Origin of the sequence: Alistipes sp. (genome assembly GCF_020026455.1) — a bacterium.
Lineage (GTDB): Bacteria > Bacteroidota > Bacteroidia > Bacteroidales > Rikenellaceae > Alistipes.
Genome location: NZ_JAHHQJ010000005.1, coordinates 114,640 through 135,343, shown reverse-complemented (window position 1 = coordinate 135,343; position 20,704 = coordinate 114,640). Strand labels below are relative to the sequence as shown.

18 protein-coding genes are annotated in these 20,704 nt (G+C 60.7%); 4 read left to right on the top strand and 14 right to left on the bottom strand.

The annotated features are described in order from the left end of the window. Nucleotides 1–53 precede the first annotated feature (53 nt). The 5 genes from QZ460_RS04475 to QZ460_RS04455 all read right to left on the bottom strand — a co-directional run bounded on the left by QZ460_RS04475 (nucleotide 54) and on the right by QZ460_RS04455 (nucleotide 6,618). On the bottom strand, nucleotides 54–1,178 hold the full coding sequence (locus QZ460_RS04475; protein ID WP_290540385.1) for an aminotransferase class III-fold pyridoxal phosphate-dependent enzyme: 1,125 nt from the start codon (nucleotides 1,176–1,178) through the stop codon (nucleotides 54–56). Nucleotides 1,179–1,395: 217 nt separating this feature from the next. After that, a complete protein-coding gene (gene argC, locus QZ460_RS04470; protein WP_290540384.1) occupies nucleotides 1,396–2,358 on the bottom strand; it encodes an N-acetyl-gamma-glutamyl-phosphate reductase in 963 nt (320 codons plus the stop codon). Continuing rightward, nucleotides 2,355–3,560 carry an argininosuccinate synthase gene (argG, locus tag QZ460_RS04465; RefSeq protein ID WP_290540383.1) on the bottom strand — a complete coding sequence of 402 codons (1,206 nt, stop codon included), beginning with the start codon at nucleotides 3,558–3,560 and terminating at the stop codon, nucleotides 2,355–2,357. The genes argC and argG overlap by 4 nt, the downstream gene beginning before the upstream one ends. A 197-nt stretch (nucleotides 3,561–3,757) precedes the next feature. Then, entirely contained in the window at nucleotides 3,758–4,378 is a 621-nt protein-coding gene (locus QZ460_RS04460) for a GNAT family N-acetyltransferase (protein WP_290540382.1), read from the bottom strand. A gap of 38 nt (nucleotides 4,379–4,416) precedes the next feature. Further along, nucleotides 4,417–6,618, bottom strand: a complete 2,202-nt coding sequence (locus QZ460_RS04455) for a RelA/SpoT family protein (protein WP_290540381.1) — start codon at nucleotides 6,616–6,618, stop codon at nucleotides 4,417–4,419. Nucleotides 6,619–6,780: 162 nt separating this feature from the next. Here QZ460_RS04455 and QZ460_RS04450 point away from each other — a divergent pair, with 162 nt between their 5' ends. Further along, the gene (locus QZ460_RS04450; RefSeq protein WP_290540380.1) at nucleotides 6,781–7,437 is read left to right on the top strand and encodes a hemolysin III family protein; all 657 of its coding nucleotides are present in this window, start codon (nucleotides 6,781–6,783) and stop codon (nucleotides 7,435–7,437) included. A 313-nt stretch (nucleotides 7,438–7,750) separates the two neighbouring features. Here QZ460_RS04450 and QZ460_RS04445 read toward each other — a convergent pair whose 3' ends face one another. The 9 genes from QZ460_RS04445 to QZ460_RS04405 form a co-directional block, all read right to left on the bottom strand. Further along, nucleotides 7,751–8,533 carry a class I SAM-dependent methyltransferase gene (locus QZ460_RS04445; RefSeq protein WP_290540379.1) on the bottom strand — a complete coding sequence of 261 codons (783 nt, stop codon included), beginning with the start codon at nucleotides 8,531–8,533 and terminating at the stop codon, nucleotides 7,751–7,753. Nucleotide 8,534: 1 nt separating this feature from the next. Then, nucleotides 8,535–8,723 (bottom strand): exodeoxyribonuclease VII small subunit, encoded by a 189-nt coding sequence (xseB, locus tag QZ460_RS04440; protein WP_290540378.1) that lies wholly within the window; start codon nucleotides 8,721–8,723, stop codon nucleotides 8,535–8,537. Continuing rightward, entirely contained in the window at nucleotides 8,705–9,964 is a 1,260-nt protein-coding gene (xseA, locus tag QZ460_RS04435; protein WP_290540377.1) for an exodeoxyribonuclease VII large subunit, read from the bottom strand. The genes xseB and xseA overlap by 19 nt, the downstream gene beginning before the upstream one ends. After that, the gene (gene menA, locus QZ460_RS04430) at nucleotides 9,961–10,875 is read right to left on the bottom strand and encodes a 1,4-dihydroxy-2-naphthoate octaprenyltransferase (RefSeq protein ID WP_290540376.1); all 915 of its coding nucleotides are present in this window, start codon (nucleotides 10,873–10,875) and stop codon (nucleotides 9,961–9,963) included. The genes xseA and menA overlap by 4 nt, the downstream gene beginning before the upstream one ends. A 219-nt stretch (nucleotides 10,876–11,094) precedes the next feature. Continuing rightward, a complete protein-coding gene (locus QZ460_RS04425) occupies nucleotides 11,095–11,643 on the bottom strand; it encodes an energy transducer TonB (protein WP_290540375.1) in 549 nt (182 codons plus the stop codon). A gap of 53 nt (nucleotides 11,644–11,696) precedes the next feature. Continuing rightward, the gene (locus QZ460_RS04420) at nucleotides 11,697–11,999 is read right to left on the bottom strand and encodes an MGMT family protein (RefSeq protein WP_290540374.1); all 303 of its coding nucleotides are present in this window, start codon (nucleotides 11,997–11,999) and stop codon (nucleotides 11,697–11,699) included. Between the two features lie 198 nt (nucleotides 12,000–12,197). Then, complete coding sequence (prfA, locus tag QZ460_RS04415; RefSeq protein WP_290540373.1) at nucleotides 12,198–13,283, bottom strand: peptide chain release factor 1; 1,086 nt, start codon at nucleotides 13,281–13,283, stop codon at nucleotides 12,198–12,200. Nucleotides 13,284–13,610: 327 nt separating this feature from the next. Continuing rightward, nucleotides 13,611–16,367 (bottom strand): leucine--tRNA ligase, encoded by a 2,757-nt coding sequence (leuS, locus tag QZ460_RS04410; RefSeq protein ID WP_290540372.1) that lies wholly within the window; start codon nucleotides 16,365–16,367, stop codon nucleotides 13,611–13,613. A gap of 263 nt (nucleotides 16,368–16,630) precedes the next feature. Beyond that, nucleotides 16,631–17,341: a hypothetical protein gene (locus QZ460_RS04405; RefSeq protein ID WP_290540371.1), complete on the bottom strand. Its 711-nt coding sequence runs from the start codon at nucleotides 17,339–17,341 to the stop codon at nucleotides 16,631–16,633. Between the two features lie 332 nt (nucleotides 17,342–17,673). Here QZ460_RS04405 and rpsL point away from each other — a divergent pair, with 332 nt between their 5' ends. The 3 genes from rpsL to fusA are packed head-to-tail and all read left to right on the top strand — an operon-like array spanning nucleotide 17,674 to nucleotide 20,703. Next, on the top strand, nucleotides 17,674–18,054 hold the full coding sequence (rpsL, locus tag QZ460_RS04400) for a 30S ribosomal protein S12 (RefSeq protein WP_022061192.1): 381 nt from the start codon (nucleotides 17,674–17,676) through the stop codon (nucleotides 18,052–18,054). 42 nt (nucleotides 18,055–18,096) lie between these two features. Continuing rightward, nucleotides 18,097–18,573, top strand: coding sequence for a 30S ribosomal protein S7 (rpsG, locus tag QZ460_RS04395; RefSeq protein ID WP_290540370.1), 477 nt, complete (start codon nucleotides 18,097–18,099; stop codon nucleotides 18,571–18,573). Between the two features lie 15 nt (nucleotides 18,574–18,588). Next, a complete protein-coding gene (gene fusA, locus QZ460_RS04390) occupies nucleotides 18,589–20,703 on the top strand; it encodes an elongation factor G (protein ID WP_290540369.1) in 2,115 nt (704 codons plus the stop codon). Nucleotide 20,704: the final 1 nt, after the last annotated feature.

The window sequence follows — 20,704 nt, the reverse complement described above, 5'->3', positions numbered from 1 at the left end:
CCGGCGGGGCGTTGCCGCCTGCGGCCCTGCTGCCGAAATGCGGAGGGGCTTCTCTACCCGTTCACCTCGTCGAATGCCGCGAGGAAGCGGTCCGCCATTTCGTGCGTGAGACACATCGCCGGGAGCAGCCTGACGGTCGAAACTCCGGCCCCGCCCGTGAATATGTGCTTTTCGAAGAGCAGTTTCTTGCGCAGTTCCGAACCCGATCCGTCGATCTCCATGCCGATCATCAGACCGCGTCCGCGCACCTCTTTCAGGGAGCTCATGCGGCGCAGCCCGGCCAGGAGGTAGTCGCCGACCGTGGCGGCGTTTTCCATCAGAGCTTCGCGCTCGATCACCTCCAGCACGGCGATTGCCGCCGCGCAGGCCAGATGATTGCCGCCGAAGGTGGTTCCCAACAGTCCCGGACGCGCCTCGAAGTGGGGGGCTATGAGCACGCCGCCGATCGGGAATCCGTTGCCCATGCCTTTGGCCATGGTGATCAGGTCGGGCCGGATGCCGGCTGCCTGGTGGGCGAAGAAGCGGCCCGTGCGGCCGTATCCCGACTGGATTTCGTCAAGCACCAGCTGCGTTCCGGTCTCGGTCGCCGCGGCCTGCACGGCGCGCAGAAATTCGTCCGTCGGGGCGTGAATGCCCGCGACGCCCTGAATGCCCTCGACGATCACCGCCGCGAATTGGCGCGTCGCGAGTTTCCCGCGCATCGCCTCGATGTCGTTCAGAGGGGTGAACTCCACGTTCGGCGTGCGGTTGAAGGGCGCTTGGATCGCCGGGTTGTCCGTCACGGCGACGGCCCCCGACGTGCGGCCGTGAAAGGCCTTCGAGACGGCCAGCACCTTCGACCGTCCCGTGTGGAACGAAGCCAGCTTCAGGGCGTTCTCGTTGGCTTCGGCCCCCGAGTTGCAGAGAAAGAGGCGGTAGTCGTCATACCCCGAAACGCGGCCCAGCCGCTCCGCCAACTGCTTCTGGAGCGAATTTTCGACCGAGTTGGAGTAGAATCCGAGACGAGAGACCTGCTCCTGCACGGCCCGCACGTAGTCGGGCTGCGCATGCCCGATCGAGATCACGGCATGGCCGCCGTAGAGGTCGAGGTACTCGGTTCCCGCCGCGTCGTAAACGTAGCAGCCCCGCCCCCGGACGGGTTCGATCGGATAAAGCGAATATACGTTGAATAATTCCATATTTTACTCTTTTTTTCTTGCCGCTTTTGGTGGTAAAGGCGGCGTAAAACCTCCCGCATGCCCTTCCCTGCGGAGCCTCTTCGCCGGATGCGTTCACCCGGACGCCTGAAGCGTACTTGCAACCGCCTCCGGCCCCGTTGCCAAGGCTCCGCCCGAGCTGCTTCCTTCCCGCTCCGGACGGAACTGCGGGAGGCTCCTGCCGCTCTGCGGCGATTTCTCAGAATGCCGCGGCCTTTAACCGCAGCCCCTCCTTTTCGTCGAGTCCGAACATCAGGTTCATGTTCTGCACGGCCTGTCCCGATGCCCCTTTCAGCAGGTTGTCGATGACCGATACGATGTGCAGTTTCCCGCCGTGCTTGGCCGTGTGGAGCAGTGCCTTGTTGGTGTTGACCACCTGCTTGAGGTCCACGTTGCGCTCCGTGACGCGGGTGAATGCCGCCGTGGCGTAGAAGTCGGCGTAGCACTTCGATGCCGCTTCGTCGTCGAGCGGACAGGCGGTGTAGACGCTCGCCAGAATGCCCCGCGTGAAGTCGCCGCGCATCGGCACGAAGTTCACTTCGCTGTCGAACGACGGCTCCAGCCGCCGCAGGTTGCGCCCGATCTCCAGGAGATGCTGGTGGGTGAAGGCCTTGTACACCGAGATGTTGTCCGACCTCCAGCTGAAATGGGTCGTGGCCGAGGGCTTCACGCCCGCCCCCGTCGATCCCGTCACCGCCGTCACATGTACCTCGTCCTGCAGCAGTCCCGCAGCGGCCAGCGGCAGCAGCGCCAGCTGGATCGCCGTGGCGAAACAGCCCGGGTTGGCCACACGCTCCGCCCGGCGGATGCGCTCGCGGTTCAGCTCCGGCAGTCCGTAGACGAATCCGCACGACTCGTCGCGGAAATCCTGCGCCAGGTCGATGATTTTCACGTTTGCGGGGATCGGGTTCTCTTCCATCCATACCCGGCTCTGGCCGTGTGCCGAACAGAGGAAGACCACATCGGCCTCCGCGAGGTCGTACGTGTCGCAGAACCGCATGCTGCTGTCGCCCTCCAGCCCGCCGTGGACCTCTGCGAGGCGGTTTCCCGCATTCGAGGAGCTGTGGATGAAGGCGATCTCGGCCTGCGGATGGTTCACCAGCAGGCGGATCAGTTCGCCGGCGGTGTAGCCGGCGCCTCCGATGATGCCGACGCGGATCATTTCTTGTTGCGTTTCTGTACGTTGTGGTAAATCTTGATCTGGTTGCCGAGGATCTTCGTGAATCCCTTCACGTCGTCCGCCGACCATGCCTTGTTGACCTCGCCATACTCGCCGAAGTCGGTCTTCATCAGGTCGAACGTCGAGTCGACGCCCACAAGCGTATAGTTGCGCGGTCTCAGGATCAGCTCCACGGTCCCCGTCACGTTGCGCTGCGAGGAGAGGAGCATCGCCTCGATGTCGCGCATCACCGGTTCGAGGTACTGCGCTTCGTGGAGGAACATGCCGTACCAGGTCGCCACCTGGTCCTTCCAGTAGATCTGCCATTTGGTCTGCGTGTGTTTTTCGAGCATCTTGTGCGCGGCGATGATCAGGATCGGCGCGGCGGCCTCGAATCCCACGCGTCCCTTGATGCCGATGATCGTGTCGCCGATGTGCATGTCGCGTCCGATGCCGTATTTCGAGCCGATGGCCTCCACGGCGCGGATGGCCTCGACCTTGTCCGTATAGGGGGTGCCGTTGACCGCCGCCAATTCGCCCTGCTCGAAGGTGAGCTTGAGGCGCTCCTCGCCCTCGGCCGTGATCTGGCTGGGGTAAGCCTCCTCGGGGAGGGTCTGCTCCGAGTGGAGGGTCTCCTTGCCGCCGATCGAGGTTCCCCACAGCCCCTTGTTGATCGAGTACTCCATCTTCTTGTAGTCGGCCGTGATTCCGTGTCTGCGCAGGTAGTCGATTTCGTATTCGCGCGTCAGGGTCATGTCGCGTGTCGGGGTGATGATCTCGATTTCGGGGGCGAGGATCTGAAACGTCAGGTCGAAGCGCACCTGGTCGTTGCCCGCACCTGTCGACCCGTGGGCCACGGCGTCGGCGCCGATCCGTTTGGCATATTCGATGATGGCGATGGCCTGGAAAATGCGCTCCGAACTTACCGAAATGGGATAGGTCCCGTTGCGCAGGATATTGCCGAAGACCATGTAGCGGATGCTTTTCTCGTAGTATTCCTGCTCAATGTCGAGCGTTGCGTGGGCTGCGGCACCCAGTTTCATGGCGCGCTTTTCGATCTTCTCGAGTTCGGGTTTCGAGAAGCCGCCCGTGTTGGCGATTGCCGTGTAAACGTCGTAACCCTTCTCTTCGGAGAGGTATTTTACACAAAACGAGGTGTCCAGACCGCCGCTGAACGCCAAAACCACTTTCTTCTTGGTTTCCATGATATTGTCTTTGTTGTTATTTGCTTTGTTTTGCCGGGGTTTCGATCCTCGCCCCGGCCGTTGGCGCGGCCTGCGGCCGCATTTTCGGATCCGACCCGGTTCCGGCCCCTTCTGCTTAAGGTGTCTGGCGCAGCCCTCCCCCGGACCAGCTCCGGGAATGGGCGCATGCCGATCGGCTGGCTCCTGTATCGGATTCGTTACTTCAGATGAAACAGTTTTTTCAGTTTGTTCCGCAAAAACATCCGGTAGGGAGCCAGCCGCGACTGCCTGGCGGGCGGTTCCTTGGTCGGATCGTAGAGCATGCCCGTGCAGAGGCACATGCGTCGGTTGTTGCGCTGCAGGATGTCGTAGTTGCAGCAGCCTTCGCAGCCGCGCCAGAACTCCTCGTCCTCGGTCAGTTCCGAGAAGGTTACGGGGGTGTATCCCATCCGCGAGTTGAGCTTCATGACCGGCAGCGACGTCGTGATACTGAATAACTTGGCATACGGGAATCGTCGTCGGGCCAGCTCGAATGTTCGTCGTTTGATTTGCTCCGCGAGTCCCATATGGCGGTACTCGGGATCGACGATCAGTCCTGAGGTGGCGACGAAGTCGCCGTGACCCCAGCACTCGATATAGCTGAACCCGACCAGTTTTTCACCGTCCAGCGCCACGACGGCCTTGCCACCGGTCATTTTTGCGGCGATGTATTCGGGCGACCGCTTTGCGATGCCCGTACCCCGCTGCAGGGCCGACTCATAGATCAGGTCACAGATACGCTCTGCGTAGTGTGCGTGCGATGGGTCGGCGAAAACGACGCTGATTGTGTTGTTATTCATTTATCGTTTGTGTGGGTAAAAAAAAGAAGTTTGCGGAATTAGTTGATGCGGAAGGCTCGCTGCACACCCTTGATGCGCATGATCTGGTGAATGAGCGTGTCCACGACAGCCGCTCCGGGGACCTCGACGGCCACTTCTCCCGCCACGCAGCCGTTCCCTGCGGGCGCGAAGTTCATCGAGCGAATCCCCAGTTTGAGATCGCGTACGATGACCTCGGTGATGTGGTTGGCCATTCCCGTGGTGTCGGCCGCCACGATGCGGATCGTGACGCGGAACGCCCCTTCGGCCGACTGCCGCCAGCGGGCGTCGATCACGCGGTAGGGGTAATTTTCGCGCATGCGCTTGGCATTGGGGCAGTCGCAGCGGTGGATGGTGATCCCCGCGTTGATCGTCACGAATCCGAACACCTCGTCGCCTTTGATCGGGTTGCAGCATTTGGCCAGCTTGTACTGGATTTTCGAGATGTCGTCGTCGATCACCAGCGCGTCCTGCGGGGCGGTCTTCTCCTGTGCGCCGTGTTGTGCGGCCTTTTGGCGTTCGATTTCGGCGGCTGCGGCGCGTCGCTCCTCCTCCGCCTCGCCCGAGAGGTGGCGGGAGAGGATCTCCTTGATCGATCCGAAGTCGAGTTTCTGGGTGGCGATCAGGGCGTAAACCTCCGTTCCGAGCCTCAGTTTGAAGTATTTGGCCAGATAGGCCACCGCCTCGTCGATCGTGATGCCCAATTTCCAGTTCTTGAGTTTGCGTTCCAGCTCCTCGCGCCCCATGCGCGTATGCTTGGCCTGCTCCTCGCGCAGGAAGGACTTGATTTTGTTGCGGGCCTTCGAGGTCACCACCAGCGACAGCCAGTCCGACTTGGGTGTCTGGTTCTTCTGGGTGTTGATCTCCACGATGTCGCCGTTGCGCAGTTGTTCGCGGATCGGCACGGCGCGGCCGTTGACCTTTCCGCCCACGCACGTCGATCCGAGCGAGGTGTGAATGTCGAAGGCGAAGTCGAGGAGCGTGGCCCCCTCGGGGAGCTTCCTCAGATCGCCGTTGGGCGTGAATACGAATATTTCGCCCGAGGCGGGCTTGGCGTCGAAACGCTGTGCTAGCGAGTGGGTCGTGTCCTCGATCAGTTCGCGCAGATGACCCAGCCACATTTCGCTGGTCTGCGCCCCCTGGTTGACTCCCTTGTAGCGCCAGTGTGCGGCGATGCCCCGCTCGGCCACGGCATCCATGCGTTCGGTGCGGATCTGCACCTCGACCCATCGGCCTTCGGCCGACACGGTGGTGTGCAGCGACTCGTAGCCGTTCGACTTGGGGATCGAGATCCAGTCGCGCATGCGCTTGGGATTGGGCGTGTAGAAATCCGTCACCACCGAATAGGCCGTCCAGCAGAGCTGTTTCTCGGCCTCCTGCGGACAGTCGATGATGATGCGGATGGCGAAGATGTCGTAGACGCCCTCAAAGGGGACGTGCTGCTTGTGCATCTTGTTCCAGATCGAGAAGATCGACTTGGTGCGGCTTTTGATGTGGTATTTGATGCCGAGGAGGTTCAGCCGCTGCTCGATCGGCACGAGGAACCGCCCGATGAAGGCCTTGCGTTCCTCGGCGCTCTCTTCGAGTTTCGTGACGATGTGCTCGTAATCCTTCGGCTCGAGGTATTTCAGGGCGATGTCCTCCAGTTCGCTCTTGATCGAGTAGAGACCCAGTTTGTGGGCGATCTGTGCGTAGAGGTTCATCGACTCCCAACTCTTCTTGCGCCACTTTTCGCGGGGGAACATCCCCAGCGAACGCATCACTTCGAGCCGGTCGGCGAGTTTGATCAGGATGACGCGCGGATCCTCCGAGTAGCTCACGATCAGGTCCCGGAAATTGTCGGCCTGCTCCTTGGCCACCTTGAGTCTCAGCTCCGAGATGTTGGCCAGCCCGAGGGTGATGCCCACGACCTGGTCGCCGAAGCGGCTGCGGATGTCGGCGCTCAGGGCCAGGAACTCCTCGGCGGGGAGCTGCTTGTGGGCCAGGCGCACGACGTCGTGGAGAATTGACGCGATGGACGAGTTGCGTCCGAGTCCCACCTCCGAGATTACGATCGCGGCCACCGCGGCGGCATGCTCCAAGAGGGGCGAGCCGTCGTAGCGCACCAATCCGGCGAGTTTCCCGTCGGCATACTCCAGCGCCTCGTCGACGAGTGCGCGGGTCTGTTCCGAGAAATTCGTACGCACGAGCGTGCGGAGTTTTTCGTAACGCGAGAAGTCCATTTTTAACCTAACCTGAAGCCTTGACGGCAAAGACGGAGCACGTCGGAGCAGAGGGGCTTTCGCGACTATGCCGGGAGAGACAGTCCGTCCAAGCGAAAAGGACTTTCGCAAAGATATGAAATTTTTTCATAAATTTGGCAAGTACAATTGAACTGTTGCGTTATGGAAAAGAAAAAGTCTGTTTATCAGCCGACTGTCGGCGAGGAGATCGGCAACGCCGTGTCTCACGGCGTGATGTCGTTGCTGACGCTGCTGTCGCTTCCCTTTGCCGCCGTGTGGGCCTATGTGCATGATCCCGGAGGGATGCTGGCCTCGGCTTCGGTCTCGGTTTTCGTCATTTCGATCTTCCTGATGTTCCTCGCCTCGACGCTCTATCACTCGATGAACCCGCAGTCGAGGCACAAGGAGGTTTTCCACATCCTCGACCATATTTTCATCTACGTGGCCATTGCGGGCAGCTATACGCCCATCGCGCTGTTGGTCATCGGCGGCTGGCAAGGGGTGTTCATCACCGCCCTGCAATGGGCGATGGTGATTTTCGGGGTGTTCTATAAGTCGCTCTCCCGGAAGTCGATACCGGCCGTCAGCCTGACCATCTACCTGGTCATGGGCTGGACGATCGTCTTCTTCCTGCCGCTGTTCCTCCGCCACGCCTCGACACCCCTCGTGGTGCTGATCGCGCTGGGCGGTGTTCTCTATACGCTGGGAGCGTGGTTCTATGCCCGCAAGGGCTTCCGCTACCACCACATGGTGTGGCATCTGCTGATCAACCTTGCCGTTGCGGCACACTTTACCGGGATCGTGTTCTACCTTTACTGACAAACCCCGTCCCGGAATCTTGCCAGCCGGAACTTCGTCAGCTGGAATTTCTCCAGCCGGAACCTTGACTGCCGGAATTTCGTCGGCCTCCTCCCGCTCGCGCTCGACTGCTTCAGCTCCTGCCTGTTTCGGCCCGGCCGGCTCGCTGTTCCTACTCCGGCCGGCTCGCTGTTCCTACTCCGGCCCGCCCCGGCTTACTCCTGCTCGCGCCTTGGTCTGCCCCTGCCCGCTCCCGCTCCTGCCCGGTCAAAAACCCTGTTTTCCCGAATCCGAGGTGCGGATTTTTGCAAAGCCGCGGATGCTCCCTCGGCAATCAGACTTTGTAAACCACATAGATGTGGTCGGCCGGCAGGGCATATAGGCTGCGTTCGGCCTCGGAGAACGAGGCTGCATAGTCGATGTCCGCGACCTCGAACCCCGCCTGACGCAGGCGGTCGGCATAGTCGGCGCCGTAGATGCGCCGGTGGTCATACTGCCCGAAGATGCGCGTGCGCTCGTCGGGGTCGGTGATCAGGTCGTCCTCGTAGGTCTGTTCGTAGTCCGCATCCACCGGGGATAGGATGATGCCCCAGCCGCCGGGCTTGAGGACCCGGTACAGCTCGCCCATCGCCTTCCGATCGTCGGCTACGTGCTCCATGATGTGGTTGCAGATCACCACCCCCACCGAATCGTCGGCCAGCGGGATCTGCTGCACGTCGAAATGCAGGTCCGCCAGCGGACTTTCGAGGTCAGCCGTGACATACTGCCCCGGATGCGACTTGAAGTGGGGCTTGAGGTGACGCATGATACAGACCTCGGGCGCAACGTGCAACGTGCGCGGAAACGCCGTCAGCAGATCGGTTTCGTGCGTCAGATAGAGCCACAGCAGACGGTGTCGCTCCAGCGACAGACACTTGGGACAGAGTGCGTTGGGGCGTGCCTGCACATAGCCGTAAGGCATGAACTTCCGGTATTTTGCGCCGCACAGGGGGCATTCGACCCCTTCCCCGCGCCCAAACTTGTAGAACACTCCCGCCACGGGCACGGCCCACCCCGCGATGCGCTGCAGCACGGGGCGCGGAATGTGGTTCAGCATCCAGCGGATCAGTCTTTTCATTCTATTCCAGCACTTTGTTTACCTCCTCCTCGGCCTTGCGCAGGCGCTTCTTGCACGAGGCGATCAGCTCCGTGGCGCGCTTCACCTCGGCGGCGAGGCTGTCGACATCCATCTCTTCGTTGCGCAGGCGCGCCAGTATCTTTTCGATTTCACCCATCGCCTCGGCGTAGGTCACTTCTTCTTTTGCCATATTTTTCCGGAATTTACGGTTGCATTTATCTTGCCGTCGGAGACCTCGATTTCGACCTGCTCGCCCTCCGCGACGCTCCCGGCCGAGGTCACGGCACGGCCTCCGGCGCGCAGGACGGCGAATCCCAGCCGGAGGATGCGTTCGGGCGAACGTCCGGCGATCAGTTCCGCGGCGTTGTCTAGGCGCACGCCCTGCCGTGCGAGGAAGTCGCGTGCGGCATCGGGCAGCAGCCCCGCAAAATGCTCCAGACGCAGCGCCTGCCGCGTGAGGAGCTCACCGCTCAGCCGCCTCACTTCGCCCGAGAGGCGTTCGATGGAGACCTCCGAGGCGTGTATCGCGGCCTTTGTCATGTCGTGCAGTTGCAGGGCGGCGTAGTCGAGCCACCCGTCGGTTTCGGCCATCCGTTCGACCAGCCATCCGGCTACCGCCGTCGGGGTCTTGAGTGCCGTGTGGGCCACCATGTCGGCCACACTGGTGTCCTTGTCGTGTCCGATGCCCGTCACCACCGGCAGCGGGAACTGCGCCACGTGGGCACAGAGGCGGTAGGCGTTGAAACAGTTCAGGTCGCTCCGCGAGCCGCCTCCGCGGATCAGCACCACGGCGTCGAATTGTTCGGCCCGGGCCGCGACGGCGCACAGGGCTTCGATGATGGATTCCTCGGCCGCCTCGCCCTGCATGAAGGCGTTGAACAGCGTCAGTTCGAAACGGTAGGGACTTCGCCCCAGCTCCTTGCAGAAATCCTGATAGCCGGCGGCGTTGGCGCTCGACACGATGGCCACGCGTTGCACGGGGGTGGGCATCGGCTCCCCGCGGTTCATGTCCCAGACGCCGTCCTGTTGCAGCTGAACGATGGTCTGCTGCCGTTGCCGCTCCATGTCGCCCAGCGTGTAGGCGGGGTCGATGTCGGTGATCTGGAGCGAGAAGCCGTAGAGTTCGTGGTAGGTGACCAGCACCTTGGCCAGAATCCTGATGCCCGCCGCGAGCCGTTGGCCCGTTTCGGCCTCGAAGTAACCCGCAATGCGGGGGTAGTTCGAGCGCCACACGACGGCCCGGGCCTGCGCTGTCGGCACTCCGTTGTCGCCGCCCTTCTCCACAAGCTCCAGGTAGCAGTGCCCCGAATAGTTGACCTTGATTTCCGAAATCTCGGCACTCACCCAGAGCGGCAGCGCAAACTGACCTTCGAGCGCCGACTTCACGCGGTGCTGCAATTCACGCAGGGTAATATGCTGTGATTCAGTCATCTGCCCAGTAGTATCCCGAGGGTGAGCAAGCCTCCGAACAGCAGGATGTTGCGCGCGGTCTCCCCGAGGCAGACGTTCAGTACGTCGCCGTGGTCGAGGCGTATCATCTTGCGCCATGTGGAGATATGCACGGCGAGGTAGGGCAGGGGCAGCAGGGCAGCCCATGTGTGTCCCGTGAAGAGCAGCGTGAGACACAGGGTTGCGGCTGCGGTTCCGAGGGCGAGGTAGCCCCAGCGGCCGACACCTGCGCCGAGGCAGACGACGATCGTGCGTTTGTTGCAGCGCGCGTCCTCCTCGCGGTCGCGGAAGTTGTTGATCATGAGCATCGTGTCGATCACAAGCCCGCAAGCCAGGGCGGCGATGAGGACCTCCGGGGTCCATGTGCCGGTCTGGATATAATAGGTGAATCCCACGGGGACCAGTCCGAAGAAGAGGATGACCGCCACGTCGCCCAGACCGTGGTAGGCCAGCGGGTAGGGGCCGGCGGTGTAGAAGTAGGCCGCGACGATGCAGGCGATGCCTGCGGCGACGAGTTCCCAGCCTCCGTAGCGGAGCATGTCTGCACGAAGGGCCCAGACGAGCAGCGCGACGCCTGCGGCAGCGGCTGCGAGAGTGAATCCCGCAATGCCCGCCTTCATGGCCCGGAGGGTGATGTATCCCTTGGCGAAGGCGCGGTCGGGGCCCAGTCGGTCGGGCTGGTCGGCGCCCTTCATGAAGTCCCAGAGGTCGTTCACCAGGTTGGCCGTACACTGCATCAGCAGGGCGAACACGAGGCACAGCACGGCCGGGAGCCAATGGAATCCGTGATCGGCCCAGGCCAGTGCGGAGCCGATCAGGACGAGAATGACGGAGTTGCCGAGGCTGTATGGCCTGACGGCCAGAATCCATGCGGAGAGAGAGTTGGTTTTCATGTTTTGTATTTTTCCGGGACCTTTTTCGGTATTTTTCGAAGTTTTCGGTATTTTTCCGGGGCTTCGCGGGTTTTCGGGTTTTCGGGACTTCGCGGCTTTCGGGTTCTCCGGGACTTTGCGGGTTTCGGGATTCGGGGAGGCCTGCGAGGTTTTTCGGTTTTGTTGTTTTTTGCGTCTTTCGGGGGTTTTACGGTGGCGGGCTGTTCGAGGCGGGCGGCGTCAGCGGATCACCAGCTCGGCCTGTCGTGGCATGCGTCTCCCCTCGGGAAGCTGGATGTGCAACACGCCTTCGCTTTCGACCGGTGCGCCGTTCTTCTGCGCCGGATGCCAGCGCGGGGCTTCCGCCACGGCTTTCAGCACGCGCCGCCTGAGGCGGCTGTCGGTCGATTCGAGTTCCTGCAGGACGATGGTCTCGCCGGCGGGTGTGATCTTGTAGCGCAGCACCACGCGCGCCGTGGGTTCGTTCTCGTCCCAGCGCACCTGGCGGGCGATGTAGCTGCTGAAGGTGGAGTCGGCGGGGAAGGAGGCCTCCCGGTCGTAGCGCAGTGTGATGAGCATCACACCGTGGGCGGCCTGCTGGCCATAGCGGGCGATGGTCTCCTCGTCGGCGGGGAGCATCTCGACATGCTCGATGTCCTCGGGAGGGATGGAGCGGATCTCGGTCGTCGCCTGGCCGTTGACGATGTACAGGGGCTTCGGCCCGGGCGTCGCGGCGCGGAGGGCGGCGGCGAGAAACAGTACATGGAGGAGCAGTGCGTATCTTTTCATACCGTAATCTTTTTTTGCAAAACGGACGGCAGGGCCGGGATATTGCCCGCGGGCTATTCGATCTCCTCCCAGCCCGAGGCCGCGAGGTCCACGCAGCCGTTGGCCCGGAAACGGACGCCTTCGGCGGCGAGCAGCTCCCGCTGGCGGGTCCATCCGGGGGCTGTTCGGCCCTGGCTGTTGACGACCCGGTGGCAGGGGAGTCCCTGCGGAGCCCGGGCCAGGGACTGTCCCGCGCGGCGGGCCTGACCGGGCATGCCGATCAGGCGGGCCAGTTGTCCGTAGGTCGCGACCCGCCCTGCGGGGATTTCTGCGACGACACTCCAGATCTCGGAGTCGAAATCGGCGGGAATCTTCATCGCTTGTTTCGTTTGTCCGAAGCAGCCGGGGCGGATTCAGCGGGCGGATTCGTTGGGCGGGGTTCGGTTGGATTGGACCTTTGTCCCGGGGAGCCGTTGTCGTCGGCTCCGGGGCCCGGCGGGTTTCGGTCGTGGCCCGTGTGCCCCCTTCCTCTGCCGCTTTCCTCTGCCTCCCTCCTCTGCCGGCTTTCCGGGCGGCTAAAGTTCGCTCTCCTTGAGGCGCTCGGCGTTCTCGGCCACGATCAGGTGGTCGATGCAGTCTTGGATGTCGCCGTCCATGAAGGCCGCGAGGTTATAGATCGTATAGTTGATGCGATGGTCGGTGATGCGCCCCTGCGGGTAGTTGTAGGTGCGGATCTTGGCCGAGCGGTCGCCCGTTGAGACCATCGTTTTGCGCTTCGAGGCGATTTCGTCGAGGTATTTCGAATATTCGAGGTTGAAGACGCGCGTGCGCAACTCTTCGAAAGCCTTGTCGAAGTTCTTCAACTGCGATTTCTGATCCTGGCACTGCACGACGATGCCCGTGGGGATGTGGGTCAGGCGGATGGCCGAATAGGTCGTGTTGACCGACTGTCCGCCGGGACCGCTCGCACAGAAGATGTCCTTGCGGATGTCGTTCATCGAGATTTCGATGTCGAACTCCTCGGCTTCGGGGAGCACGGCGACCGATGCGGCCGAGGTGTGCACGCGGCCCTGCGTCTCGGTCTGGGGCACGCGCTGCACGCGGTGCACTCCCGACTCGTATTTGAGCGTCCCGTAGACGTTCTGGCCCGATACCTTCAGCACAACCTCCTTGAAGCCGCCGGCGGCTCCGTCCGACGAGGAGGTGATTTCGTAGCGCCAGCCTTTCGACTCGATGTACTTGGTGTACATGCGCAGCAGGTCGCCGGCGAAGATCGCCGCCTCGTCGCCGCCCGTGCCGCCGCGGATCTCCACGATGGCGTTTTTCGAGTCCTGAGGGTCCTTGGGGATCAGCAGCAGCTTGATCTCCTCTTCCATCCGTACGAGCTGAGGCTCCAGCTCGGCGATCATTTCGCGGGCCATTTCGCGCATCTCCTCGTCCTTGTCCGTGGCCAGCGTATCCTTGGCCTCGGCCAGGTTGGCGAGGGCCGTGCGATAGCGTTCCGAGGTCTCGATGATCGGCTCCAGCTCCTTGTACTCCTTGGTCAGTTGGATGAACTGCTTGACGTCGGCGATCACTTCGGGGTCGGTGAGCTTCTGCCCCGTCTCCTCGTATTTGAGTTTCAGACCGTCCAGACGGTTCAATATGGTGTTGTCTGCCATAAGTATTTCGTTTTGGCCGGCAAAGACAGCGCTGGCCGCGTGCTGGTCGCGGACTTGTCCGCGGGTTTGCCGGGGCTCCGTCTGTCTGAGCGGAAATTTATTTCCGCAAAGATAGGCAATAATCGGCAAACGGCAATGCGCGGGCTGAAAAAACCGACGGAGGGAACCCCTGGTGTGGGATTCCCTCCGGTGTGCGGTTCGGGCGCGGTTTGTGTCCCGGTGTGTTGTGCCCCGGTGTGTTGTGTCGGGCGGGGTTTGTGCCCCGCGGGCGGAGCCAGGCGGCGGGATGCGTCTCTTGGACCGGGGTTGCAGCTGCGGCGGGGTGGGTCAGATCACGATGTTGATGATTTTGCCCGGCACGACGATGATCTTTTTCGGGGTTTTGCCTTCGAGCCATTTCTGCGCCTCGGGGGCCGTGACGACGTCGGCCTGGATCTCGGCGGGCGTCATCGAAGCGGCGTATTCCTTCCGGAAGCGGAGCTTGCCGTTGACCGACACGGGGTATTCGAACGAGTTCCGCACGAGGTGAGTCTCGTCGCAGACCGGATAGGTGGCCGTGCAGACCGATTCGCTGTGGCCGAGTGCGGCCCACAGCTCCTCGGCGATGTGCGGGGCGAAGGGGGCGAGCAGGACGGTCAGCGGTTCGAGCACTTCGCGCTTCGAACATTCGCCCAGCTCGTTGAGGCAGATCATGAAGGCCGCAACGGAGGTGTTGAACGAGAAGTTCTCGATATCCTCGGAGACCTTCTTGATGGTCTTGTGGAGCGTGCGGAGCTCCTGCTCGGTGGCCTTCTCGTCCGTGACGCACAGCGCGCCGTCGCGGTCGAAGAACAGGCGCCAGAAGCGCCGCAGGAACTTGTGCACCCCGTCGATGCCGTTCGTGTCCCAGGGTTTCGACTGCTCCAGCGGCCCGAGGAACATCTCGTACATGCGCAGCGTGTCCGCTCCGTAGTTGTCGACGATGTAGTCGGGGTTCACGACGTTGTAGAACGACTTCGACATTTTCTCGATGGCCCAGCCGCAGACGTATTTGCCGTCCTCGAGGATGAATTCGGCATCCCGGTATTCGGGCATCCAGGCGCGGAAGGCATCGAGGTCGAGGAGGTCGTTGCGGACGATGTTCACGTCGACGTAGAGCGCCTGCGTCTCGTACTGGTCCTTGAGGCCCAGCGACACGAACCGGTTGGTCCCCACGATGCGGTAGACGAAGTTCGAGCGCCCCTGGATCATGCCCTGGTTGACGAGCTTGCGGAACGGTTCCGGCTCGCAGACGCAGCCCAGGTCGTAGAGGAACATGTTCCAGAAGCGCGAGTACATCAGATGGCCCGTGGCGTGCTCGATGCCGCCCACGTAGAGGTCGACGTTGCGCCAGTAGCCGTTCGCCTCTTTGCCGACGAGCGCCTCGGTGTTGTGCGGGTCCATGTAGCGCAGGTAGTAGGCCGACGATCCGGCAAAGCCGGGCATTGTCGACAGCTCGTAGGGCCAGCCTTCCGGCGTTGCCCATCCCTTGACGCGGGCCAGAGGCGGTTCGCCCTGCTCCGTGGGACCGAAATTCTCGATCGGAGGCAGCTCCAGCGGCAGCTTGTCCTCCGCCAGCGGGTAGGCCGTGTCGTCCTTGTAGTAGATCGGGAACGGCTCGCCCCAATAGCGCTGGCGGGAGAAAATGGCATCGCGCAGGCGGTAGTTGACGAGCTTCTTGCCCAGTCCGCGCTTCTTGACTTCGGCGAACATCACCCGGATTGCCTCCGTCACATCCATGCCGTTGAGGAAATCCGAGTTGATTACTTTACCCGTTTTGGCATCGTACGACTCTTTCTCGATGTCGCCGCCCTCGACCACCGGGACGATCTCTAGCCCGAAGTGGCGGGCAAAGGCCCAGTCGCGCGAGTCGTGGGCCGGGACGGCCATGATGGCCCCCGTGCCGTAGCCCGCCAGCACGTAGTCGGAAACGTAGATCGGAATGGCTTTGTTCGTGAAGGGATTTATGGCGTAGGAGCCTGTCGCGACGCCGCTTACGCGCTTCGTGTCGGCGATGCGGTCGCGCTCCGAGCGTTTCTTGGTCTGGCGGATGTACTCCTCGACGGCGCCCTTGTTTTCGGGCGTCGTCAGTTCGTCGACCTTCTCGTGCTCGGGGGCGATGACCATGAAGGTCACGCCGAAGATCGTGTCGGGGCGGGTGGTGAAGATCTCCAGCTTCTCCGCCGAATCCCGGATGTCGAAGAAGACCTGCGCTCCCTCCGAGCGGCCGATCCAGTTGCGCTGGATCTCCTTCAGCGAGTCACTCCATTCGAGCTTGTCCAGTCCGTCGAGCATGCGCTGGGCATAGGCGGTCACGCGCAGAAGCCATTGTTTCATGCGCTTCTGCTCGACCGGATAGCCGCCGCGGACCGAAAGTCCGTCGTGGACTTCGTCGTTGGCCAGCACGGTCCCCAACTTCGGGCACCAGTTGACCTGGGTGTCGGCGCGGAAGGCGAGGCGGTAGTTCTGGAGGATCTGCTCCCGCTCCTGTTCGCTCCTGGCATTCCATTCGGCGGCCGTGAAGTGCATCTCGGTCGTGCAGGCGGCATTCAGGCCCTCGGTGCCGCACTTTTCGAAGGCGGCGACCAGCTCCGAGATGGGGCGCGCCTGCTGTTTGGTGCGGTCGTACCAGTGGGAGAACATTTCGAGAAACGCCCACTGCGTCCACTTGTAGTAGGCGGGGTCGCATGTGCGCACCTCGCGGTCCCAGTCGAACGAGAACCCGATCTTGTCCAGCTGTTCGCGGTAGTGGGCGACGTTCTGCTCGGTGGTCACGGCCGGGTGCTGCCCGGTCTGGATCGCGTACTGCTCGGCGGGAAGGCCGAAGGCGTCGTAACCCATCGGGTGGAGGACGTTGAAGCCCTTGAGACGCTTGTAGCGCGCGTAGATGTCCGAGGCGATGTAGCCCAGCGGATGGCCGACGTGCAGGCCCGCCCCCGAGGGGTAGGGGAACATGTCCAGCACGTAGAATTTGGGTCGTGAGGGGTCCGGCTCCACCTTGTAGGTTTTGTCCTCCCTCCAGCGACTTTGCCATTTGGCCTCGATCTCCTTGAAATTGTATTCCATATCTTTGTGTCGTTTCGTGTTGTTCGTATCCCGTCCCGGCGTCGGTGCGGCGTTCCGGCGGTCGGTGCTCTGAACAGAGCATTTCCCGGCAAAAATAGCAAAAGTTTTCCGATTTGTCATCCTCTGGGTGCGGAATGGTACATAAAAAGGACACGACCCCGGAAGGTCGTGTCCCTGTTTGCTTTTGCCGCATCGGTTGTGGAATGGCGGATGGCCTCGCTGCGGCCGGGGTGTGTCTGGTTGGACAGGCTCCGGAACAGCCCCTATTCGTAGATGATTTGGGTGGTTTCGGGGACGTCCATCAGGATATTCGCGTCGTCGTGTGCCCGGAGCATGCGGAGCTCTTTGAGCGATGTCATGCCGGTGGCGTAGAGCTGCTTGAGGTTCGGGCAGTTCGTGACGTCGAGTTTTTCGATGAGGTTGGACTTGAAGCTCATTATGCTGACGTAGAGCTGCTCCAGCAACGGGTTTTTGCTGACGTCGAGTTGCGTCAGCTTGTTGCCCTGTACGTACAGATGTTTGAGTTTGGGACTCTTCGAAAGGTCGAGTGTCGTCAGGGAGTTGGTGTTGCAATTGAGGGTTTCCAGTTCGGGAAGGGAGCTGACGTCGAGGCTGGTGAGTTTACCGTACATCAGCGCCAGTTTGTTTAGGTTCTTGTTGCGGCTCAGGTCCACCGACGTGAATTCGCACTTGGCGCAGTGGAGTTCTTGCAACTCCGTGAAGTGTTCGATTCCGCTGAGCGATTTGAGCCCGACCAGCGACTCGTTCTTGCTGGCATCGAGCGTAAGTGTCGTGACCCGCTTGATTTCCTTGCCGGTGACAGTGCCGTCGCCGTCGCTGTCGAATTGTTCGAGACAGTAGGTTTCGAATGTCGGGTCGTCAAAGGTTACGGGTAAGGAGTCTCCCCCCCCCTCGTTGTCGCTGCAGCCGGCCAGCAGGGCGAGACATGCGGTCCAAAAAAGAATTTTGTTCATGGGTTTGATTTTTTTTGATGGGTTATTTTATGTCATTCAAGGGTTTGTCCCCGGAATGCATTTGCAAAGATAATTATTTTTCCGAAAAATTCATACGTTCCGGGGATGCGGTTTAAGAGATTGAAAAGGAGTCGGTTGACAGTTTGATGATAGGCGAAATGGTATAGTATTTGAAAAACCATAAGTAAAAAGAATGAAAAGCGGCGTAAAATCCTGAAAAAAGGCGAAAAAAGACATGCTTATATATTGTATTTCCGAAAAAATGCGTACCTTTGCAGTCCATTTTGGACAATGGAGATAGATTTTTTAACAATTAAAGGACAGTTTTAGAAATGCCAACTATTCAACAGTTAGTGAGAAACGGCCGTGTGAAGATGGAGGACAAGTCGAAGTCTCCCGCACTGGCTGCGTGTCCCCAGCGCCGAGGCGTATGTACGCGTGTGTACACGACGACCCCGAAGAAGCCGAACTCGGCAATGCGTAAGGTAGCGCGTGTAAGATTGACCAACGGCAAGGAGGTCAACGCCTACATCCCCGGAGAAGGCCACAACTTGCAGGAGCACTCCATCGTGCTCGTCCGCGGCGGTCGTGTGAAGGACCTCCCCGGTGTACGTTATCACCTGGTGCGCGGTGCACTCGACTCGGCCGGTGTCGACGGACGTCGTCAGCGTCGCTCGAAGTACGGTGCAAAACGACCCAAGGCAGGCAAGTAGTCAACATCAAGAGAATTTTTAACAGATCATTTTTAAATAGCAATGAGAAAAGCTAAGCCAAGAAAGCGAATTCTACTTCCGGATCCGAAGTTCGGAGACGTGGCGGTGACCCGTTTCGTGAACAACCTTATGCTGGATGGTAAGAAGAGTATTGCCTATACGATTTTCTACGACTCGCTCGAAATCGTCGGCAAGAAGATGAAGGATGCTGATAAATCTCCGCTGGAAATCTGGAAACAGGCCCTGGAGAACATCACACCCCAAGTCGAAGTGAAATCGAAGCGTATCGGTGGTGCGACGTTCCAGGTTCCTATGGAGGTTCGTCCGGAGCGCAAGATTTCTATTTCCATGAAAAACCTTGTCCTCTATTCCCGCAAGCGCGCCGGCAAGACGATGGCAGACAAGCTTTCTGCAGAAATACTGGATGCCTACAACCAGCAGGGTGCCGCCTTCAAGCGTAAGGAGGAGATGCACCGCATGGCTGAGGCCAACAAGGCATTCGCACATTTCAGATTCTAAAAGAAAACCGAACAGATGGCAACCAGAGATTTAAAATATACTCGCAATATCGGTATCATGGCGCACATCGATGCCGGTAAAACCACCACGTCGGAGCGAATCCTTTTCTACACGGGTAAAACCCACAAGATCGGCGAAACGCACGAAGGTGCTGCCGTAATGGACTGGATGGTCCAAGAGCAGGAGCGCGGCATCACGATCACATCGGCTGCAACTACCGCGTTCTGGAACTACAAGGGCAACCAGTATCAGATCAACCTGATCGACACCCCGGGACACGTCGACTTCACGGTCGAGGTGGAGCGTTCGCTGCGCGTGCTGGACGGCGCTGTCGCCACGTTCTGCGCCGTAGGTGGCGTGGAGCCTCAGTCCGAGACCGTATGGCGTCAGGCCGACAAGTACAATGTGCCCCGTATGGGTTACGTCAACAAGATGGACCGCACGGGCGCCGACTTCCTGTCGGTGTGCGCACAGATCAAGGAACACTTCGGTGCTACGGCCCTCCCGGTCGTGCTGCCCATCGGTGCCGAAGACAAGTTCGAAGGTCTGGTAGACCTTATATATAATAACGCGATCTATTATTACGACGACAAGACCGTCCGCGACAACTTCGAGTTGAAGGAGATTCCCGAGTCGATGAAGGCCGAGGCCGCTGAGTGGCGTGGCAAACTCATCGAGGAGGTGGCTTCTACCGACGATGCGCTGATGGAGAAGTATTTCGAGGATCCCGATTCGATTACCCCCGACGAGCTGCTCGCCGCAATCCGCAAGGCGACCATCTCGATGCAGATCGTGCCGATGCTCTGCGGTTCGTCGTTCCACAACAAGGGCGTGCAGAAGCTGCTCGACTACGTGATGGCTTTCCTGCCCTCGCCGCTCGATCTGCCCCCCGTTACGGGTATGAACCCCAAAACCGAGCAGGAAGAGATCCGTCACGCTTCGGAGGACGATCCGTTCTGCGGTCTGGCGTTCAAGATCGCTACCGACCCCTTCGTAGGCCGTCTGGCTTTCGTGCGTGTATATTCGGGTAAACTCGATGCAGGTTCCTATATCCTGGATACCCGCAGCGGCAAGCGCGAGCGTATCAGCCGTATCTACCAGATGCACGCCAACAAGCAGAACCCGATGGAGACCGTCGGTGCCGGCGACATCTGCGCTGCCGTAGGTTTCAAGGAGATCCGCACGGGCGACACGCTCTGCGCCGAGAATGCACCCATCATGCTGGAGCAGATGACTTTCCCCGAGCCGGTGATCGGTCTGGCCGTAGAGCCGAAGACCCAGAAGGACCTCGACAAGCTCGGCATCGCCCTGGGCAAGCTGGCTGAAGAGGACCCCACCTTCACGGTACACACCGACGAGGATTCGGGTCAGACGGTGATCAGCGGTATGGGTGAGCTGCATCTCGACATCATCGTGGACCGTCTGCGTCGCGAGTTCGGTGTGGAGATCAACCAGGGCGCTCCCCAGGTGAACTACAAGGAGTCGCTCACCAAGACGGTTCAGCACCGCGAGGTCTTCAAGAAGCAGACCGGTGGTCGCGGTAAGTTTGCCGACATTATCTTTGAGATCGGTCCCGCCGAGGACGGAAAGATGGGCCTTACGTTCGTTGATCAGGTGAAGGGCGGTAACATTCCCAAGGAGTTCATTCCTTCGGTTCAGAAGGGCTTCGAGTCGGCTATGGCCAACGGTGCACTGGCCGGATATCCGATGGACTCGATGAAGATCACGCTGCTCGACGGTTCGTTCCACCCCGTGGACTCCGACCAGCTCTCGTTCGAGATCGCTGCACGCAACGGCTATCGGGCTGCTGCCCCCAAGGCCGGTTCGGTGATCCTGGAACCCGTGATGTCCGTGGAGGTCGTTACCCCCGAGGAGAGCATGGGCGACATTATCGGTGACCTGAACAAGCGTCGCGGCCAGATCACCGGCATGGAGTCGAAAGGTACCGCACGCGTGGTGAAGGCCAAGGTCCCCCTGTCGGAGATGTTCGGCTATGTGACCGTGCTGCGTACGATTTCGTCGGGCCGTGCCACATCGTCCATGGAGTTCTCGCACTTCGAGGAGGTTCCTGCCAACCTGGCCAAGGAGATCATCGAGAAAGCGAGTGGTAAACGTAAGGATATAGAATAAG

Coding starts and splice junctions, on each gene's coding strand:
- QZ460_RS04475 (WP_290540385.1), bottom strand. CDS start 1,178: ATGGAATTATTCAACGTATATTCGCTTTATCCGATCGAACCCGTCCGG.
- argC (WP_290540384.1), bottom strand. CDS start 2,358: ATGATCCGCGTCGGCATCATCGGAGGCGCCGGCTACACCGCCGGCGAA.
- argG (WP_290540383.1), bottom strand. CDS start 3,560: ATGGAAACCAAGAAGAAAGTGGTTTTGGCGTTCAGCGGCGGTCTGGAC.
- QZ460_RS04460 (WP_290540382.1), bottom strand. CDS start 4,378: ATGAATAACAACACAATCAGCGTCGTTTTCGCCGACCCATCGCACGCA.
- QZ460_RS04455 (WP_290540381.1), bottom strand. CDS start 6,618: ATGGACTTCTCGCGTTACGAAAAACTCCGCACGCTCGTGCGTACGAAT.
- QZ460_RS04450 (WP_290540380.1), top strand. CDS start 6,781: ATGGAAAAGAAAAAGTCTGTTTATCAGCCGACTGTCGGCGAGGAGATC.
- QZ460_RS04445 (WP_290540379.1), bottom strand. CDS start 8,533: ATGAAAAGACTGATCCGCTGGATGCTGAACCACATTCCGCGCCCCGTG.
- xseB (WP_290540378.1), bottom strand. CDS start 8,723: ATGGCAAAAGAAGAAGTGACCTACGCCGAGGCGATGGGTGAAATCGAA.
- xseA (WP_290540377.1), bottom strand. CDS start 9,964: ATGACTGAATCACAGCATATTACCCTGCGTGAATTGCAGCACCGCGTG.
- menA (WP_290540376.1), bottom strand. CDS start 10,875: ATGAAAACCAACTCTCTCTCCGCATGGATTCTGGCCGTCAGGCCATAC.
- QZ460_RS04425 (WP_290540375.1), bottom strand. CDS start 11,643: ATGAAAAGATACGCACTGCTCCTCCATGTACTGTTTCTCGCCGCCGCC.
- QZ460_RS04420 (WP_290540374.1), bottom strand. CDS start 11,999: ATGAAGATTCCCGCCGATTTCGACTCCGAGATCTGGAGTGTCGTCGCA.
- prfA (WP_290540373.1), bottom strand. CDS start 13,283: ATGGCAGACAACACCATATTGAACCGTCTGGACGGTCTGAAACTCAAA.
- leuS (WP_290540372.1), bottom strand. CDS start 16,367: ATGGAATACAATTTCAAGGAGATCGAGGCCAAATGGCAAAGTCGCTGG.
- QZ460_RS04405 (WP_290540371.1), bottom strand. CDS start 17,341: ATGAACAAAATTCTTTTTTGGACCGCATGTCTCGCCCTGCTGGCCGGC.
- rpsL (WP_022061192.1), top strand. CDS start 17,674: ATGCCAACTATTCAACAGTTAGTGAGAAACGGCCGTGTGAAGATGGAG.
- rpsG (WP_290540370.1), top strand. CDS start 18,097: ATGAGAAAAGCTAAGCCAAGAAAGCGAATTCTACTTCCGGATCCGAAG.
- fusA (WP_290540369.1), top strand. CDS start 18,589: ATGGCAACCAGAGATTTAAAATATACTCGCAATATCGGTATCATGGCG.